This is a genomic window from Nocardioides epinepheli (assembly GCF_037936805.1).
GTDB lineage: Bacteria > Actinomycetota > Actinomycetes > Propionibacteriales > Nocardioidaceae > Nocardioides.
Map to the genome: position 1 here is coordinate 46,788 of NZ_JBBMMC010000010.1, position 17,834 is coordinate 64,621.

Annotated in this window: 13 protein-coding genes; 7 read left to right on the forward strand and 6 right to left on the reverse strand. The window is 71.1% G+C overall.

Annotated features, from left to right (window positions below; genetic code table 11):
• Window positions 1–84 precede the first annotated feature (84 nt).
• The 5 genes from WMR31_RS14565 to WMR31_RS14585 all read right to left on the reverse strand — a co-directional run bounded on the left by WMR31_RS14565 (window position 85) and on the right by WMR31_RS14585 (window position 8,244).
• The gene (locus WMR31_RS14565; RefSeq protein WP_340539580.1) at window positions 85–4,398 is read right to left on the reverse strand and encodes a type VII secretion EssC family protein; all 4,314 of its coding nucleotides are present in this window, start codon (window positions 4,396–4,398) and stop codon (window positions 85–87) included.
• A 126-nt stretch (window positions 4,399–4,524) separates the two neighbouring features.
• Window positions 4,525–4,788 (reverse strand): hypothetical protein, encoded by a 264-nt coding sequence (locus WMR31_RS14570; RefSeq protein ID WP_340539581.1) that lies wholly within the window; start codon window positions 4,786–4,788, stop codon window positions 4,525–4,527.
• 149 nt (window positions 4,789–4,937) lie between these two features.
• Entirely contained in the window at window positions 4,938–6,824 is a 1,887-nt protein-coding gene (locus tag WMR31_RS14575; protein WP_340539582.1) for a peptidoglycan-binding protein, read from the reverse strand.
• A 228-nt stretch (window positions 6,825–7,052) separates the two neighbouring features.
• Entirely contained in the window at window positions 7,053–7,331 is a 279-nt protein-coding gene (locus tag WMR31_RS14580) for a hypothetical protein (RefSeq protein ID WP_340539583.1), read from the reverse strand.
• 73 nt (window positions 7,332–7,404) lie between these two features.
• Window positions 7,405–8,244 (reverse strand): hypothetical protein, encoded by an 840-nt coding sequence (locus tag WMR31_RS14585; protein ID WP_340539584.1) that lies wholly within the window; start codon window positions 8,242–8,244, stop codon window positions 7,405–7,407.
• A 109-nt stretch (window positions 8,245–8,353) separates the two neighbouring features.
• On the opposite strand from WMR31_RS14585, the gene WMR31_RS14590 reads away from it, so the two are divergent.
• From WMR31_RS14590 to clpX, 5 genes are all read left to right on the forward strand, one after another.
• The gene (locus WMR31_RS14590; protein WP_340539585.1) at window positions 8,354–8,845 is read left to right on the forward strand and encodes an SRPBCC family protein; all 492 of its coding nucleotides are present in this window, start codon (window positions 8,354–8,356) and stop codon (window positions 8,843–8,845) included.
• Window positions 8,846–8,897: 52 nt separating this feature from the next.
• Window positions 8,898–10,163 (forward strand): hypothetical protein, encoded by a 1,266-nt coding sequence (locus tag WMR31_RS14595; RefSeq protein WP_340539586.1) that lies wholly within the window; start codon window positions 8,898–8,900, stop codon window positions 10,161–10,163.
• Window positions 10,164–10,336: 173 nt separating this feature from the next.
• Complete coding sequence (locus WMR31_RS14600; RefSeq protein WP_445321635.1) at window positions 10,337–10,942, forward strand: ATP-dependent Clp protease proteolytic subunit; 606 nt, start codon at window positions 10,337–10,339, stop codon at window positions 10,940–10,942.
• A 9-nt stretch (window positions 10,943–10,951) separates the two neighbouring features.
• On the forward strand, window positions 10,952–11,557 hold the full coding sequence (locus tag WMR31_RS14605) for an ATP-dependent Clp protease proteolytic subunit (RefSeq protein WP_340539587.1): 606 nt from the start codon (window positions 10,952–10,954) through the stop codon (window positions 11,555–11,557).
• Window positions 11,558–11,712: 155 nt separating this feature from the next.
• The gene (gene clpX / locus WMR31_RS14610; RefSeq protein WP_340539588.1) at window positions 11,713–13,002 is read left to right on the forward strand and encodes an ATP-dependent Clp protease ATP-binding subunit ClpX; all 1,290 of its coding nucleotides are present in this window, start codon (window positions 11,713–11,715) and stop codon (window positions 13,000–13,002) included.
• Window positions 13,003–13,134: 132 nt separating this feature from the next.
• On the opposite strand, the gene valS is transcribed toward clpX, so the two are convergent.
• On the reverse strand, window positions 13,135–15,750 hold the full coding sequence (gene valS / locus WMR31_RS14615; RefSeq protein WP_340539589.1) for a valine--tRNA ligase: 2,616 nt from the start codon (window positions 15,748–15,750) through the stop codon (window positions 13,135–13,137).
• Window positions 15,751–15,810: 60 nt separating this feature from the next.
• Between valS and WMR31_RS14620 the strand changes: the two genes are divergently transcribed.
• Window positions 15,811–16,536, forward strand: a complete 726-nt coding sequence (locus WMR31_RS14620; protein ID WP_340539590.1) for a phosphatase PAP2 family protein — start codon at window positions 15,811–15,813, stop codon at window positions 16,534–16,536.
• Between the two features lie 57 nt (window positions 16,537–16,593).
• Window positions 16,594–17,727 (forward strand): hypothetical protein, encoded by a 1,134-nt coding sequence (locus tag WMR31_RS14625; protein ID WP_340539591.1) that lies wholly within the window; start codon window positions 16,594–16,596, stop codon window positions 17,725–17,727.
• The last annotated feature ends 107 nt before the right edge of the window (window positions 17,728–17,834 follow it).

A 17,834-nucleotide genomic window follows, 5' to 3' on the forward strand; every position in this document is an offset into this window, starting at 1 on the left:
ACTCCTGTCCCACCACTTGCTCGATCACACTCACTGCTGCTGCACCTCTTACCGCCGCGCTCACTGCCGTACTCACTGCCGTGCTCACTGACCGTCTCGGCGGGCATTGACCAGCTGTGCCACCCATGCGGTGCCTGCGTCACACCACACCCCGCGGCCGGGACCGGCCAGTGGCTCGGCGGACTTCGTCGGTACCGACACCCCGAGCGCGTCGCCGTCGGCCCACTCGGGTGAGAGCAGGAACCCGCGGCGCGTCCGGCGGGCGGTCTCGACCAGGCCCTCCGGGCCGCTGCGGGACTTCGCCTGGGCGGTATCGGAGGTCACGACCACCCCGATGCGGCGGACGTGGGTTCCGAGGTCACCCAGGAGACGGTCCCGCGCGGTACGTCGTGCTTCGTCGACTCCGACGCCAGCATCCCAGAGATGGGCGTCGTCCACCATGACGAGAGCCCATCCAGAGGGGGAACGTTCCGGTTCGTCGCCCCCCGCACCGGCCGCGGCCGCGATCGGATCCGCGAGCCAGGCCGCGACCGCGTCCGCGGTGGCCTCGTAGGAGTCCTCGCGGATCAGGTGCGGCGGGTTGTCGCCGCGAGCCACCAGGTCGGCCAGTCCGTCGAGGGCGCCGGTGCGTCCGGTGCGGCTGCGGCCTGCGATGAGGATCGGGCCGGCGAGCAGATCGACCTCGAGGACGGCGACGGCGTCGGCGTCGACGGCGATCGCGACCTGCGAGCCGCGCGGCGCCGGGAGCGAGGACTGGTCTAGACGGGATGGCATCGGGGGGACCGGAGCATGGCTGCGGCCTTCGACGCGGGGGAGCAGTCGGCGGTTGACCGCCTCGATCCGCTCGGCCTGCAGCGGCGTGCCCGCGCCGCCGGTGGTGTGGATCTGCACGCTCCGCTTCGCCAGCAGCCCCGAGCCGGGCACGCTGTCGGAGTCGAGGACGTTCCCGGGGACGCCGAGCATCAGGTAGTCGTCGGCGGTGGTCATCCGCAGCACGATGCGGCGACCGAAGGTCGAGCCGAGCGAGGTGGGGACACCGGTGCGACCGGGCGCGGTCGCGATCACGTGGATGCCCACCCGTCGGCCGTTCTGGAGCACGGTCTGCAGCCGCTCGACATGCTGCGGCGCCACGCCGCCACCGGTCTCCAGGCTCTCGACGAGCGAGGGGAGATTGTCGATGAGCACGTAGACCCGGGGGAGCGCCGCGCCCTGGCGGGCCAGATCGTCGAGGTCGGCACAGCCGCGGCTGGCCAGGGCCTGGGCGCGCTCGTCCATCGTGCGGCGCAGCAGACGGATCAACCGCATCACCCGGCCCAGCTGCGACTCGCTCACGATCGCCTCGACCGTCGGCACGCCACTGATGGCGGCCAGGCCGCCGCCGGCGAAGTCGATGCCGTACACGTAGGGCGCCACGCCGTAGCTGCCGTAGGCGTCGGCGAGCGAGGCGCTGAGCGCGGTGGAGCGCAGCAGCTCGGTCTTCCCGGAGCCGGAGGCGCCGTGCACGAGCAGGTGACCGACGGCGGCGAAGTCGATCGTCAGGTCCGGCTGACGCTGCGCCTCGGGCTCGTCGATCCGGCCCAGGGTGACCTGGCCGCTGGTGCGGCCCTCGGCGTCGGCGACCAGCGCCTCGACGTCGAGGAGCAGCTCGGCGGGCAGCGCCGGGAGCCACGGCCGCTTCGGCGCGGCGGTGCCGGAGAGCAGGAACGCCTCGTTGATCGTGTGGACGCAGCGCTCGAGGTCGGTGCGCGGGTTGAGCCGCTGGTCGCCCAGGATCGCGCCGTCCGACGCCGAGGTCACGGCGCTGAACGGGTTGACCAGGACCGGCACCTCGGAGCCGGCCATCGGCTCACGAGCCCCGGTCCATGCGGACTGCACCAGCTCGGCGGTGCCGTGGCCGGTGCGCCGGATCCAGGCCCGGCCGGGGGTGCGCCGGGAGATCCGTGCGGCCTCGGGGGAGTCGATGACGTCGCGGGAGTCGTCGGGGGAGGAGACGCGCAACGAGATCCGCAGGTCGGCGTTGGCCTTGATGTTGCCGGTGACCACGCCCGCAGGCCGCTGGGTGGCCAGCAGGACGTGCATGCCGAGCGAGCGGCCGCGCTGGGCGATGTTGACCATCCCGTCGACGAACTCGGGCACCTCGGCGGTCAGCGCGGCGAACTCGTCGACGCAGATCAGCAGGCTCGGCGGGGCGACGTCGGGACGCTCGCGCTCGAGCTGGATGAGGTCCTTGACGCCGTACTCGCCGAGCAGGTGCTCGCGGTAGTTGATCTCGGCGCCGATGGAGGTGAGTGCGCGCTGCACCAGCGCCGGGGTGAGGTCGGTGATGTAGCCGACCGTGTGCGGGAGGTCTGCGCACTCGCGGAACGCGGCGCCGCCCTTGTAGTCGACGAGCAGGAAGTTCATCCGCGTCGCCGGGTTGTTCAGGGCCAGCGAGCACAGCAGCGACTGGAGCAGCTCGCTCTTGCCCGAGCCGGTGGTGCCGGCGACCAGCCCGTGCGGGCCGTCCTCGCGCAGGTCGATGGTGGTGACGCCGTCGATCCCGGTGCCGATCTGGGCGCGCAGTCCGCTCGACTGCGCCCACCGTCGCGTCACCGCGTCGACGTCGTCGAGATCCTCGAAGTCGCTGGACACCTCGGGCAGGCGCACCATCGAGGGGATCGCGGTGCTCGGTGGAAGCACCGCGGCCTCGTCGACGTAGCCGGTCATCAGGCGGGCGGTGCGCCAGGCCTGGTCGAGGCTGACCTGATCGGGGTACTCCACGCCGATCACGCCCATCCGGTCGGCCTTGCCGATCCGGCCCGTGGTGAGGTCGATCCGCAACGACGTCGCCGCCGGGACCGTGTTCGGGTCGCGCCCCAGCCAGATCAGCCGGAGCCCGCGGTCGCCCGCGGCGGCCGCGACCGCCTCGACGGTGCGCCGGGCGATGCCGGCGTCCTCGTCGACGAAGCAGAGGGTGTAGCCGCGTCCGGCGTCCTCGCTGACCAGGATGTCGAGCAGGGCGGTGGCCGCGCGGGACCCCACCGCGACCGGCGGCTCGCCCCCCAGGCGAGCCGTGGCGTGCGGGAGCCAGCGCAGCCAGGCCTCGTGGCCGGCCCGGCCTCGGCCGAAGCAGCCGGCCACCGACACGTCGGTGGGCGAGTGGTCGAAGGCCAGGCGCAGCATCATCGAGCGGACCAGCCCGTCGACCTGCTGCGGGTCGCCGGTGATCGCGATCAGCGGGTGCTCGGTGAGGTCGGCCAGGACCGGCATGTCCGGCATCTCGTCGCGCTGGGCGAACTCCTGGGACACCTCGCGCCGGGTGGCGCGGTCGCCGCCGTCGGAGATCGCGCCGCGCAGCATCGCCGGCACGGTGCCGATCCCGAGGCGGGTCACCAGGAAGGCCTGACGGGTCTCCGAGCGCGCCCACAGGTACGGGTCGCGATTGGCGGCTCGGGTGCGCAGCGTCTCGGCGTCCGGGTAGTCGTCGTGCATCTGCTGGCGCTGACGGACCGCGTGCTCGTCGATGGCCGTGAGGTAGTCGTCGACGTCCTGGCGCCAGTCGGCGAGCTCCTCTTGGAACTGCTTCTCCGCCGCCCGCTTCTGCTGGCGCCAGCCGAGGAAGCCGAGGATCGGCCAGGCCAGCATGTAGATGATCGCGTAGGAGCTGCGGGCCCGCGCGAACAGCGCGACGCCCATGATCATCGGCAGCATCAGCATCGCCCACGGCATCGGCGTGGGCCGGTTCTTGGTGGGTGGGGCCGGGACCTCGAGCACCGACTCGGTGAGCGGGTCGCCGAACCGCGGCGGACGGAACACCGCGACCGCGGGCGCCTCGGTGGGCACCTCACCGGCGTCGATGACCAGCGTGCTGCGGCCCAGTCGGATCGGCGTCCCCCAGTCGATCTCCCGGCTGGTGACCACGCGCTCGCCGGCCACCATGGTGCCGTTGGCCGAGCCCTCGTCGAAGACGACCGGGCGGGTGCCGAGCACGATCCGCGCGTGCCGTTGCGACACCAGCGGGTCGGTGAGCCGCATCGTGCACGAGGGGCCGCGGCCCAGGGTCAGTGAGCTGCCGCGCACGTGAAGACGCTGGCCCCGGTCCGGCCCGTCGACGACCCGGAGCACCGCGCGCGGACGGGCCGAGGACGACGCGCGGCCGAGCCAGGCGGTCGGCGCGGTGACGACGTCGAGGAGGTCGCCGGTGCGCAGGCCGCACTCGGAGACCAGCCGGTCGGCCGGCCACGGGTGGGTGCCGTCGACCGGCACGAGCAGCAGGTTGGCCTGGTCGGGGGCGACATGGCGTCCGATGGCGCGGGCCAGGTCGGCCACCGTCGCCTCGTTGCGGGCCTGCACGGCGACGTCGACCGAGGGAAGGCCTGTCTCGGCTGCGGTGCGCAGCGACAGCATCCAGGTCTGCACGGGTGCCTTCTCTCGGGTCGTCTGTGTTGTCTGGGGTTCTCGGGTCTTTGGACGGCGACGGCCGCCGAGGCGTTCCGCCCCGGCGGCCGTCGATTCACCGGCTCAGCCCTGCCGGGTCGGCGACCCCTAGTTGGAGACCTGCTCCTGCTCCTGCGCCTGGGTGTTGATGAGCGTGGAGAACTCCTGCAGCGACTGGGTGACCCGCTGGAGCATGGTGACGTAGTCGCCCTTCCAGGTCTCGCGGGTGCGGTCGGCGTCGGGGCCGATCCAGTCGAAGCCGTCGATGACCTGGGTCATCCGGCCGGTGAGCGCCTCGAGCTCCTGCGAGCCCTGGTTGATCTGCTGGGACGCCTGGCGGCCGGCCTCGACATCCATACCCTTCATGGCCATGGAACTGCTCCTTCTGTGTGGTGTTCACCGCAGCTGTTGCTGCGCTGGGGTTGATGCTTGGTTGACTCGTGGGTGATGCGGTGGTGCGGTCCTGCTGGTCGTGATGTGTGGATGTGTGGCTCGTGCGGGCCGCTGCGAGCAGCGGGTCCTCAGTTGCCGCCGGCGCCCATGCGGGCCCGGACGTGTGCGGTGGCCTCGGCGGCCGTGATGACGCCGTTGTGGTTGACGTCGAGCTCGCGGTTCGGGCCGTAGGCCCGCTCGCCCTGGGTGAACAGCGCCTGGTCTCCCGAGTGCGGGCTGCCCGCCAGGATGGAGGTGTAGACGCTCTCCAGGTCGCCGAGCCGGCCGCGGTACGGCTCGAAGTAGCGCTCGACGTACTGGAGCTGCTCGTTGGGCGTCATCTGCGCGAGCTGCTCGGTGGTGGTCCCCAGGCCGCGGGCGGTGGAGTCCATGAACTGGATGAGTCCGGTCGCGCTGCTGCGCGGATTGCGGGTGTCGCTGGCGAACTCGCCGCCGGTCTCGAAGCTCATCGCGGCCATGATGTGCTCGGGCTGCGCGCCCAGGCGCTGGGCCATGCCCTCCACGTTGCGGAGGAACTCGGGAGTGACGTTGGGGTTCCCCCGCACGCCGCTGATCTGGTTGTAGTCGTAGCCGCTCGGCGAGGTGTAGCCCGAACCGTGCTGGATCTGGAGCGGGTGGTCGGCGCGGTAGGCCTCGTAGGCGGCCTGGGTGTTGCCGCCCCACACGCCGTCGGCGCCCTTGGTGTCGTATCCGGCCGCGGTCAGCGCGTTCTGGAGCTCACGCACGCTCTCGCCGCGCGAGCCGCGGCCGTTGCTGCTGGACAGCTTGTCGATGGTCGGGTTGCCCGAGGAGCTGCCCGACCGGCTGGCCAGGGCCGCGCCGCCGAGCCCGAGCGCCGCGGCGCCACCGGCGATGCCGGCCGCCGCGCCGTAGGACGGTCCGTTGTCGGCCGCCGGGCCGGTCGGCGTCGCGGTGGACATGCCGGACGACGAGCCGAGCGACTCGGCGCCGGGTGCAGCGCCGCCGAACCCGCCGTCGGAGGTCGGACCGGAGTGGCTGACCGGGTTGCCGCCGATGGTGTCGGTGCCGAGGGCCTGGCGGGCGGCGTCGGCCGGCGGGGCCGCCGGGCTCCCGGGCGAGGTGCTGCCGGGGCTGCTGCTGGCGGGGGAGCCGGCGTCGCTAGGGGAGCCGATGGAGTTCGTGCCGAGTCCGCGGTCGCCGCCGGCGGGGGAAGGCGCCGGGCCGGTCGAGGCGGGCTGCGGGTGGTGGAGATCGTTGCCGCGCAGCTCGGGACCGACGGTCGAGGAGCCGAGCTGGGTGGGCTGCGCCGTCGATCCGGGGTGACCGGGCGTGGTCGTCGACGCGCCCGGGTCGGTGGTCTTCAGGCCCGGCTCGCCGTCGAGGTCGATGCCGGTGTCGATCATCAGGTGCCCGTTGGGGCCGACCGTCAGGCTCGGGCCGGTGGTGCCGGCGTTGGTGAGGGGCGTGCCGATCGGGGAGCCGAGCGGGCTCGTGCCGGCCGGCGTGGTGCCGGGGGTCGTCGAGCCGGGGTGCGGGGTGCCGATCGACGGTGCCGCACCGGGGTTCGTCGCGCTCGGGCTGACCCCGCTGCTCCCGCCCGGGCTGCTCGCGATCGGGGCGTTCGCGCCACCGGCGAGCGGCTCGCCCTGGTACGGCGTGATCGGCGCCGGCATCGAGGGCGACTGGTAGGAGGGCAGGGATCCGAAGTCGACGGTGCCGCCGTTGGACGCCTCGTCCTGCGCGTCGGCCTGGGCGCCGAGGACCTTCGCGAACAGGCCGAGGGCCATCGAGATCTTCTGCAGCCACGGCACGACCACGGTCTCGAGGTACTCGGCGTAGGCCAGGCTCGCGCCACCGCTGAAGAACGACGCCGCCTTGAGGATCGCGATCAGGGCCCGCAGGTAGGTGATGACCTGGTCGGTCGTCTCCTTGCCCTCCTGGAACTCCTGAGCGACCTCGCGCAGTTCGTCGGTGTCTGCTCCAAGAAACGCCATCGTCGTGCTCCTGTCCGAGAACTGTCCGAGATCCGTGTGCTGCCTTGTGGCCCGCTGCCGGAGAAACTAGGCAGGTCGATCGGTGGCGGACCAGGGTGCGCCGGGTGGAAAGTTCCGCCTCGTCAGCGGCGTCCTGCGCCCGATCGAGACCGCCCCGACATGCGACGAGCCACCGGCGAGACGGGGTCTCGCGGGTGGCTCGGGCAAGCCCGGGAAGCGGGCGCAGGATCAGGAGCTGACGGCGTCCTGGGCGTCGGCGTGCTGGCTGAGCAGCCGGGCCTGTTCGTTGATCGACTCGCTGGCGGCGTTCGCGTTCGGCAGGAAGTGGTCGCCGATGTCGCTGGTGATGGCCTCCTTGTCCGGGCCGGTCCAGCTGGTGGCGCTGACGCGGGCCAGCAGCCGCTGGCACACGCCACTGACCTGGCCGGCGTGCTCGCCCATCTGGTTGGAGACCTCGCGCGCGTGCTCGGTGTCCATCCCCTGCATGTTGCCCTGACCGTTTGCCATGACGTCTCCTCGTGTGGGTGCGGTGTGTGGATGCCGCGATCGCTCGAAGGTAGGCAGCCGTGGGCGCGGGAGACTAGGAGACGGGCGGTGGAACGTTCCGGGCCGAGGCGCCCCTCTCGACGGCGTCGAGGTCCTCGACGGTGACCAGGCGGACCTCGGCGGTGCGCCGCCCGATCGCGAACCGGACGTTCTGGGCGCGGCCGCGACCGGCGTTGAACGGGTCCTCCTTGGGGCCGAACGCCAGTGCCGAGATGACCCGGATGGCGTCGTCGACCCGCTGTGCGCGCTCGAGGTTCCACGCGTAGCCGTGCCAGTGCAGCACCCGCTCGTAGATCTCGCGGTTCGACGGCGGGCGCGGATAGTCGTCGGTGCCGCTGAGCCACGGCTCGGCGAGCGCGAGGGCGACGTACCACTCCCGCGACTGCGCCGGCAGTCGCGGTGCGGGGGCGGTCGCGGCGGCGTCGAGCTCGTCCTGCTCCTCGGGGCTGCGCGAGCGCGGGGCCGCGGCCGGCTCGGAGGTGGCGACGTCGACGACGATGGAGAGGTCGTCGTAGGTGTCGGGGCCGGTCTGGCGCCCACGCATGACCACGAGCATGTTCTCGCCCTCGTCGAGGAGCAGCCCCATGCCCTCGGCCACGGTGACCCGTCGGGCCCCGCCGGGGGCGTCGAAGAGGCTGGAGACCTGGGTCTCTCCCGAACCGTGCCAGCGCAGCCGGGCGATCTCGTCGCCGACCACGAGCTCGCCGAGCAGGCGACTCACGTGCGGGGCGCAGCGGGGGAGCGCGATCGCGGTGACGCGGAGGGCGTCGTCGGGGTCCTCGTCGGGGAGCGCGTGGTGGGGGGAGCGCCCGAAGAGCAGCGTCTCGCCGGATCCGAGCGTGACCGTGGGAAGCCCGGACCCCCGCAGGGTCACCCGAAGCACAGGGCCCCCGCCCGACAGCCTGTCGCCATGCTCGAATCCAACCACAGCGGGCGCAAGGCGCGGGCCACGACGGCACGACGGCTGGTGCGATGATCGTGCGGTGGAGAGGAGCAACGGCGGCGGCGCTGCCGAGCGCGAGCTGCGGGCCGAGGCGGTCTTCGACGCCGAGCCGCTCGAGATCTGGGCCGTCCTCACCGACTTCGGCCGGCTCGCCCGGTCCAGTCCCGAGCTGCTCGGCATGCGGCCCCTGCTTCCCGGTGGCCTGCGAGTCGGACAACAGTACGTCGCGCTGAACCGCCGCAAGGCGGTGGTCTGGCCGACCCGCTCGGTGATCACCGGGCTCGAGGTCGGGCGACTTCTGGCGTGGGACACCCGCTCCAGCGGTGCGCGCTGGATCTGGGAGCTCGAGCCGATGCCGGACGGGGGCACCCGGGTGGTGCACCGTCGTCCGGTGCCTCGGAGCCTGACCCGGCTCAGCGACGTCTTCGCGACGGTGCTGCTCGGTGGCGCGGCCTCGCACGCCGACGAGCTGGAGGCTGCGATGGCGGTGACGGTGGAGCGGCTGCGGGAGGCGGTCGAGGTCTCGTCCTAGGGGATTCCGGATTGCTCCTCGCCCGGAGCCGGCTGTTGTCGCACCATGAGGTGTGGACCCGCACTTCTCGGATGCCCCCGGACCGCTCGACGATCCCGGTCTGGATCTCGACCACAGCCCCCACGCCGATCTCAACGTGGCCGCGCGCGCACTCGTCCTCGGTGCCGCGCTGCACGCCCCGGACGCCGCCAACGGCCTCGGCGATCTGAGCGCCCTCGGCTTCAGCGATCTTCCACCCGCCGTCGACGCAGCGAGGCGCCACGACCTAGAAGCCGCGTCCGACAGCATCCTTGCCGAGTTCGGGCTGGCTTCGGGGGTGACCCGCTTCGAACGAGCTCCCCGAGCGAGGTCGAAGGGCTCCCGTTCGGCGTCCGCCTCCGGTGCGCGCCTGTGGGCCCGGGCCGCGAGCGGTGACCCGGTATCGGCGATGTCGTGGCTTCGCGCCACCCAGGCCACCGCCGGCGGCGTCCGCCAGGTCGCAGCCGCCGCAGCGCTGCGTCCCCCAGGCTCCTACGACCTCGGTTCCCAGCGCACCCTGGCTGCCCCACGGGACCGGCGATCTCCCAGGGACGCCGCCTCCGCACACGTGCTGCAGCGCTTCTCGCTCCCGGCCCGGACCACCGTCAGGAGCGACGACCGGTCCGAGACGCTGCCGACCGCGCCGCCGGTTGCGAGAGACATCGCGCGAGCCGCCCTCGAGCGCGAACGGCTCGGCCTCCCCTCCGCAGGCCCGCCGCCCAGCGCCGAGACGACCCACGACACGTCGGCCGAGCCCGACCCCCAGCCTCCCTCGCAGCGGGTCTCGATCGTCGTCCACGGCACGGCCGCCTATCCGGGTGCGTGGTGGCGTCCGGGTGGTGACTTCCACGAGTTCCTACGGGGCTCGGTCAGCCCGGAGCTCTACGCAGAGGGCCAGTACTTCCAGTGGAGTGGCGCCTACTCGGCCCGCCACCGTGACGTCGCCGCCGAGCGGCTACGAGAATGGGCCACTCCCTACGGCCTACGCCTGCACCGCATCTTCGCCCACAGCTATGGGGGCGTCATCGCGCTGCGGGCGATCGGACTCGGCCTCGAGGTCGACGATCTGGTCTTGCTGAGCACCCCCAACGAGCGGGTCGAGACCGACTACTCCCGCGTAGGCCGGATCGTGTCCCTTCGGATCCACTTCGACCTCGTCCTGCTGGCCGCACGCCGTCGACAGTCCTTCGACCTGCCGGTCGCGGAGTTCCACCTTCCTCGGTGGTTCGTCGGTCATGGCGACACCCACGAGCCGGACCTCTGGCGGGAGCACGACATCGGCAAGGTGCTCAGTCTCTGAGGAGAACCGGTGCGCTTCGAGCCTGGTCCGAGGCCGGCACGCGACGCTGTGCGGCGTGTCTTCTGCTGTGCGCGAACAGCGCCGATTCCACCGTGGTTGTGTCCCTCGCGCGGGCTAGTGTCGGCGACGTGAATCAGAACAACGACTACGCAGGCCAGATGAGCGGCCCGAGCATGGGTGGCGGCGCCGGGCTCAACGTGCTCGACGACCACATCTACCAGCGGCTGCTGCGCGAGCGCATCGTCTTCCTCGGCTCCGAGGTCCGCGACCAGAACGCCAACGCGATCTGCGCGCAGCTGCTGCTGCTCTCGGCCGAGGACCCCGAGGCCGACATCTTCTTGCACATCAACAGCCCCGGTGGCTCGGTCGATGCCGGCATGGCGATCTACGACACCATGAACTACATCCCCAACGACGTGGCGACCGTCGGCATGGGCCTGGCGGCCTCGATGGGCCAGTTCCTGCTGTGCGCGGGCACCAAGGGCAAGCGCTACGCGCTGCCGCACGCGCGCATCATGATGCACCAGCCGTCCTCCGGCATGGGCGGCTCGGCCTCCGACATCAAGATCCAGGCCCAGCAGTCGCTGCACATCAAGAAGGTGCTGCTCGACCTCATCTCCGAGCACACCGGCCAGCCGGTCGAGCAGGTCATCGCCGACGCCGACCGCGACCGCTGGTTCACCGCCGAGCAGGCCCTGGAGTACGGCCTGGTCGACAAGGTCATCAAGAGCGCCCGCGAGGCCGCCGACGACGGGCGCCCGGCCCGGCAGAAGGACTGAGGTAGACCCGTGAACTACTACATCCCGCAGTGGGAAGAGCGCACGTCGTACGGCTTCCGCCGCATCGACCCCTACGGCAAGCTGTTCGAGGAGCGCATCATCTACCTCGGCACGCCGATCTCCGACGACGTCGCCAACGCCGTCATCGCCCAGCTGCTGTGCCTGCAGTCGATGAACCCCGACCAGGACATCAGCATCTACATCAACAGCCCGGGTGGCTCCTTCACCGCACTCACCGCCATCTACGACACGATGCGCTTCATCAAGCCCGACGTGCAGACGGTGTGCCTGGGCCAGGCGGCCTCGGCCGCGGCGATCCTGCTCGCGGCGGGCGCGCCCGGCAAGCGCCTGGCACTGCCCAACAGCCGGATCCTGATCCACCAGCCCTATACCGAGGGCACGTTCGGCCAGACCTCCGACATCGAGATCCAGGCCAACGAGATCCTGCGGATGCGCGAGCTGCTGGAGAAGATGATCTCCGACCACAGCGGCCGCTCCATCGAGGACGTCAGCCGCGACATCGAGCGCGACAAGATCCTCACTGCCGAGCAGGCGGTCGAGTACGGCCTCATCGACTCGGTCCTGGAGTCGCTGAAGACTCCGGCGCTGGCCTGAGCCCGTGTCCCACCCGGTACCGCCGTGTCCGGCCCCCGCGCGGGGCCGGTACGCGGTACCGTCGGGGGTCCGGTTATCGCCCGGCCCCCACGCTGCGCCCCACCGCAGCCCGTACGACCGCTTGATCGACCTGTACCAGACCTGGAGGACCGACCGTGGCACGCATCGGTGACGGAGGCGACCTGCTCAAGTGCTCTTTCTGCGGAAAGAGCCAGAAGCAGGTCAAGAAGCTCATCGCCGGCCCCGGCGTCTACATCTGCGACGAGTGCATCGACCTGTGCAACGAGATCATCGAGGAGGAGCTGAGCGAGGGCGCCGAGGTCAGCCTCGACGAGCTGCCCAAGCCGAAGGAGATCTTCGAGTTCCTCAACTCCTACGTGATCGGCCAGGAGCAGGCCAAGAAGGCCCTCGCGGTCGCGGTCTACAACCACTACAAGCGGGTCCAGGCCGGCCTCCAGCCCGCCGCCGGCGGCAAGGGCAAGCACACCAAGGACGAGGTCGTCGAGGTGGCCAAGTCCAACATCCTGGTCATCGGTCCCACCGGTTGCGGCAAGACCTACCTGGCCCAGACGCTGGCGCGGATGCTCAACGTGCCGTTCGCGATCGCCGATGCCACCGCGCTCACCGAGGCCGGCTACGTCGGTGAGGACGTCGAGAACATCCTGCTCAAGCTGATCCAGGCGGCCGACTACGACGTCAAGAAGGCCGAGACCGGGATCATCTACATCGACGAGATCGACAAGGTGGCCCGCAAGGCGGAGAACCCCTCGATCACCCGCGACGTCTCCGGTGAGGGCGTGCAGCAGGCACTGCTGAAGATCATCGAGGGCACCACCGCCTCGGTGCCGCCGCAGGGCGGCCGCAAGCACCCGCACCAGGAGTTCATCCAGATCGACACCACCAACATCCTGTTCGTGGTGGGCGGCGCCTTCGCCGGGCTCGAGCACATCATCGAGCAGCGGGTCGGCAAGAAGACCCTCGGCTTCACCGCCGAGGTCCGCGGCGCCGAGGAGCGCGCCCAGGAGGACCTGCTGGCCATGGTCCGTCCCGAGGACCTGACCAAGTTCGGCCTGATCCCCGAGTTCATCGGCCGGCTCCCGCTGATCGCCAGCGTCAACAAGCTCGACCAGACCGCGCTGGTCCAGATCCTCACCGAGCCGCGCAACGCGCTGATCAAGCAGTACCGCAAGCTCTTCGAGCTCGACGACGTCGAGCTCGAGTTCACCGTCGAGGCGATCGCCGCGATCGCCGACAAGGCCCTCGAGCGCGGCACCGGCGCCCGCGGCCTGCGCGCCATCATCGAGGAGGTCCTCCTCCACGTGATGTACGACGTCCCCTCCCGCGGCGACGTCGGCAAGGTCGTCGTCACCGAGCAGGTGGTGCTCGGCGAGGACACCCCGACCCTGGTGCTGCGCGACGCCAAGCCCAAGAAGAAATCGGCCTGACCCGTCGCGAGCGCACGCCGACCCCCACCTGCTCGATCCTCGACGACGCTGACCCGTCAGCTATAGCTGACGGGTCACCGTGGGATCTGCGCTGACCCGTCAGCTATAGCGGACGGGTCAGCGCAAAATGGGTCAGTCGGGCTGGTCGGCCAGCTCGGCGAGCACCGAGATCTCGGTGGCGTCGTCGGCGGGGGTGAGGACGAGGTCGCCGGTGATCCGGCCGACGGCGCGCAGGTCGGCCTCGGCGCGGCCGATGGCCTCGACCGCCTCGGCGGGCCCGGTGATCTCCACGCGGGACAGCGGCGTCTTCATGCTCACCTTGGCCGTCGACTTGGCGCCGCGGATGCCCGCCAGGGCGGAGGCGACCGCCTCCAGCATGGCCGGGTCGGCCGCGGCGGCGGAGCCGAGCTCGGTGACGGTCGGCCAAGAGGAGCGGTGGATCGAGCCCTCCTGCCACCACGACCAGACCTCCTCGGTGACGTAGGGGAGGAAGGGCGCGAGCAGCCGCAGTTGGACGTCGAGGGCGATCACGAGGGTGGCGCGGGCCGAGTCGCGGGCGGTGGACTCCTCTTCGGCGTAGGCGCGCTCCTTGACCAGCTCGAGGTAGTCGTCGCAGAACTCCCAGAAGAACTTCTCGGTGACCTCGAGGGCGCCGGTGTAGTCGTAGGCCTCGAACGCCTCGGTGGCCTTGTCGACGACGTTGGCCAGTCTGCCGAGCAGCGCGCAGTCGACGGGCTCGACGACGCGGACGGGGTCGAACGCGCTGGCGCCGATGTTGCCGAGCACGAACTTGGAGGCGTTGAGGACCTTCATCGCCAGCCGGCGCCCGACCTTCATCTGGGTCTCGTCGAAGGGGGAGTCCATGCCGGGGCGGACCGTCGCGGCCCGCCAGCGGACGGCGTCGGCACCGAACTTGTCGAGGATCTCGGTGGGCACCACGACGTTGCCCTTGGACTTCGACATCTTCTTGCGGTCCGGGTCGAGGATCCAGCCCGACAGCATCGCGTGCGACCACGGCGTCGCGTGGTTCTCGAAGTGGGCGCGCACGATCCGCGAGAAGAGCCAGGTGCGGATGATCTCGTGGGCCTGGGTGCACAGGTCCATCGGGAAGACCCGCTCGAACAGGTCCTCGTCGACGCTCCAGCCTCCGGCGATCTGGGGGGTGAGCGACGAGGTCGCCCAGGTGTCCATCACGTCGGGGTCGCCGATGAAGCCGCCCGGCTTGCCGCGCTGCTCGGGCTCGTAGCCGCGGGGCGCGTCGGTGGACGGGTCGACCGGGAGCTCGGCCTCGGTGGGCATCAGCGGGTGCGCGTAGTCGGGCTCGCCGTCGTCGTCGAGCGGGTACCAGACGGGGAACGGGATGCCGAAGAAGCGCTGCCGGGAGATCAGCCAGTCGCCGGTCAGGCCGCGGACCCAGTTGTCGTAGCGGGTCCTCATGTGGGCCGGCAGCCAGGTGATCTCGGCGCCGTGCTCCAGCATCTCCTCGCGCAGTGCGGAGTCGCGGCCGCCGTTGCGGATGTACCACTGCCGGGTTGCCACGATCTCCAGGGGCTTGTCGCCGCGCTCGTAGAAGTTGGCCATCCGGGTGGTCGGCGTCGGCTCGCCGTCCAGGTCGCCGGACTCGCGCAGCAGGGTGACCATCTCCTCGCGGGCCGAGAAGATCGTCTTGCCGGCGAGCCGTTCGTAGGCCGCGCTCGCCTCGGGGGCGGCCAGCCACTCCGGTGTCTCGCGGGAGAGCCGGCCGTCGCGACCGACGACGGTGCGCACCGGCAGGTCGAGCTCGCGCCACCACTGGACGTCGGTGAGGTCACCGAACGTGCAGCACATGACCAGTCCGGAGCCCTTCTCCATGTCCGCGGCCGGGTGGGCGACGATCGGGATCTCGACACCGAAGACGGGCGAGGTGGCGGTGGTGCCGAAGAGCTCCTGGTAGCGCTCGTCGTCGGGATGGGCGATCAGCGCGACCGCCGAGGCGATCAGCTCGGGGCGCGTGGTCTCGACGTAGATGCGGGTGCCGTCGGGCTGGTGGTACCCGACGCGGTGGTAGGCGCCGGGGTACTCGCGGGCCTCGATCTCGGCCTGCGCGACCGCGGTGCGGTCGGTGACGTCCCACACCGTCGGCGCCTCGGCCAGGTAGGCCTCACCGCGGGCGAAGTTGCGCAGGAAGGCGCGCTGGCTGATCTCGCGGGCCTTCGGTCCGGCGGTCGTGTAGGTCTGCGACCAGTCGACCGAGAGGCCGAGGGTGCGCCACAGCGACTCGAAGACCTTCTCGTCCTCCTGCGCAAGCTCCTCGCAGAGCGCGACGAAGTCGGGACGGCTGATCGGCACCTGCTTCTTCGGGTCCGGCTTCTCCGGCGGGGTGAAGTCGGGGTCGACCGGCAAGGACGGGTCGCACCGGACGCCGTAGTAGTTCTGCACCCGGCGCTCGGTCGGGAGGCCGTTGTCGTCCCAGCCCATCGGGTAGAAGACGGTCTTTCCGCGCATCCGCTGGAAGCGGGCGATCAGGTCGGTGTGGGTGTAGGAGAACACATGGCCCACGTGCAGGCTGCCGCTCACCGTCGGCGGGGGCGTGTCGATCGAGTAGACATTCTCGCGCGGCTGGCTGCGGTCGAAGGCGTAGGTGTCGTCCTCGCGCCAGCGGGCCGCCCACTTGTCCTCGAGGCCCTCGAGGGCAGGCTTGTCGGGTACGACGACGGCACGGGGATCCGTGGTCGTCGTGTCCGTGGCCTGCTCGATGATCTCGGTCATAGGCGAAATCCTAGGACCTCGGGTGTCAGATCAGCCGCTCGGGCGCGTAGCGTCGCTGCCATGTCTCGGGGGGAAGTGGACGACAGGGCTGCCGCGCGCCCGCAGCGCAGCATCGATGTGACCAGGTTCGTGGTCGTCTCGGTGATCGGATTGGCCATCGCGAACTCGGTCGGTCTGGGACTCGGATTCGTGGCTCAGCGGCTGCAGGACTCGGTGGACACGCCCTTCTATGAGTCGGTCGCGAATCGCGGGACGTCGTGGTGGACCGACGTGCTGTCGGTCGTCACCAAGATGGGCAACGTCCCGCAGACCAAGGTGCTCACCGTGGTCCTGGCGGTCGTGCTCGCCGGCTACTTCGCCGTGCGTGGATCGCGGTGGTGGATGCCGCTCCTCGCGCTCCCGGGAGCGTGGATCGTCACCAGGCTCGGGCAGCGGGTGCTGGCCAAGATCATCGACCGCGATGCCGGCCTCCCGAGCATCACCGGGACGCCGATCGGCGACTTCCCCTCCGGGGGCTGCGCACGCATCATCGTGGTCCTCGGGACGGCGGTGCTGCTGCTGGTGCACTACCTGCGGCTCTCGCGGCGCACATCGCGAGTGCTGATCGGGGTGGTGGTGCTCGCCGGGTTGGTCGAGGCCTACTGTCGCGCGAGCCTGAACCAGCACTGGCTCACCGACGTGATCTCCGGCGTCCTCTACGGCGCGATGATGATGGCGGTGATCGTGACCGCGCTGCGGGCGCTCGACCCGGACCCGCCGCACCTGCGCGCGCACCCGGGCGCGTGAGCGAGTGAGGTTGTCGGGCCCTCGTTTAGGCGACGAACCGACGGGCACGTGTTCCTCATGCCCCGAACCACACGCGTCCTGCTCTCCGCCGGCCTGCTGGCCTCGAGCGCGCTCGTGACTGGATGCGACGGCGGCGGCACCGATCCGTTGCAGGGAGGCGACGACTACTCGACCCTGGATGCGCTGGGCGAGCTCCCCGAGTCGGCGGCGGGCGACGCCCCGCTGGTCCTTACCGGCGACCTCGCCCGAGCCAGCGAGATCGGGGGCCTCGACCGGCCATCGAACCCCGACGACTCCGACCCGGTCCACGAGTGGATCAGCGGCCTGGGCGGAGGCACCCTTCAATCCGACGTCTTCGTGCCGTGGCCACAAGCGCTGTTCCCGTCGACGTCGCAACCGGTGGAGGCGAAGGACACCTACGGATGGTCGGTGCTCGACGTCGACGCCTTCGCCGCCGTCTCCCTGCCGCCCGACGACTTCCTCGTCGTATCGGGTGACTTCGACGACAAGACGCTGGACGGCGGTCTGGCCGAGGTCGACGGCGAGGAGGACATCGTGACCGACCTCGACGGCGCGGACCACGATACGGGCACCCTCGATCCGACCCCGCTCAATCGCTACGGGGCGCCCACGCGTCTCGCCGAGGACGACGGACGGATCGCAGCGTCTCCGAACACCGAGGCGGTCCGCGACTGGCTCGACGACACCGAGTCGCTCGCCGACGACGACTCCTACGCCGATCTCGCGCGCGCCCTCGACGAGCACGACGTGTACTCGGCGGTGTTCACGGCGGCGGAGGACGGCGACCCGGCAGCCGCCATGCTCGGCGAGGGCGCGGGCCCCGAGGAGGTGGAGGAGCTTCGCGCCGAGCTGGACGGCGTGCTGCCCGACGACCCCTACGACACCATCGGCCTCGGCTGGGCCTCTGACGACGACGGTGCGCTGGTCGTCACGGCCTATCACTTCGACTCCGACGACGCTGCCGAGAACAGCAAGGACGCCCTCGAGGAGCTCTATCGCTCGGGCACGGGCCAGCGCTCGCAGACGTCGTTCAGCGACTACCTCGAGGTCGACGGGGTCGAGGCCGACGGCTCCGTGGTCGTGGTCACCTCCCGACCGGCCGAGGAGGCTCCACTCGGCTACGCCTTCGAGGCCCTGCAGTCGCGGGAGTTGCTCTTCCTCAGCTCCTGAATCAGCCCACCCGGCTTGCTCAAGCCCCGCGGCCGGCCCGGTGCTCGCACTGCACCGTTCGGCGCGATTGCGCCGTCCGGGTCATCGACCGCTGCTCGTACTGCACC

Coding starts and splice junctions, on each gene's coding strand:
- WMR31_RS14625 (WP_340539591.1), top strand. CDS start 16,594: ATGCCCCGAACCACACGCGTCCTGCTCTCCGCCGGCCTGCTGGCCTCG.
- WMR31_RS14575 (WP_340539582.1), bottom strand. CDS start 6,824: ATGGCGTTTCTTGGAGCAGACACCGACGAACTGCGCGAGGTCGCTCAG.
- WMR31_RS14620 (WP_340539590.1), top strand. CDS start 15,811: ATGTCTCGGGGGGAAGTGGACGACAGGGCTGCCGCGCGCCCGCAGCGC.
- WMR31_RS14570 (WP_340539581.1), bottom strand. CDS start 4,788: ATGGCCATGAAGGGTATGGATGTCGAGGCCGGCCGCCAGGCGTCCCAG.
- WMR31_RS14580 (WP_340539583.1), bottom strand. CDS start 7,331: ATGGCAAACGGTCAGGGCAACATGCAGGGGATGGACACCGAGCACGCG.
- WMR31_RS14600 (WP_445321635.1), top strand. CDS start 10,337: ATGGGTGGCGGCGCCGGGCTCAACGTGCTCGACGACCACATCTACCAG.
- valS (WP_340539589.1), bottom strand. CDS start 15,750: ATGACCGAGATCATCGAGCAGGCCACGGACACGACGACCACGGATCCC.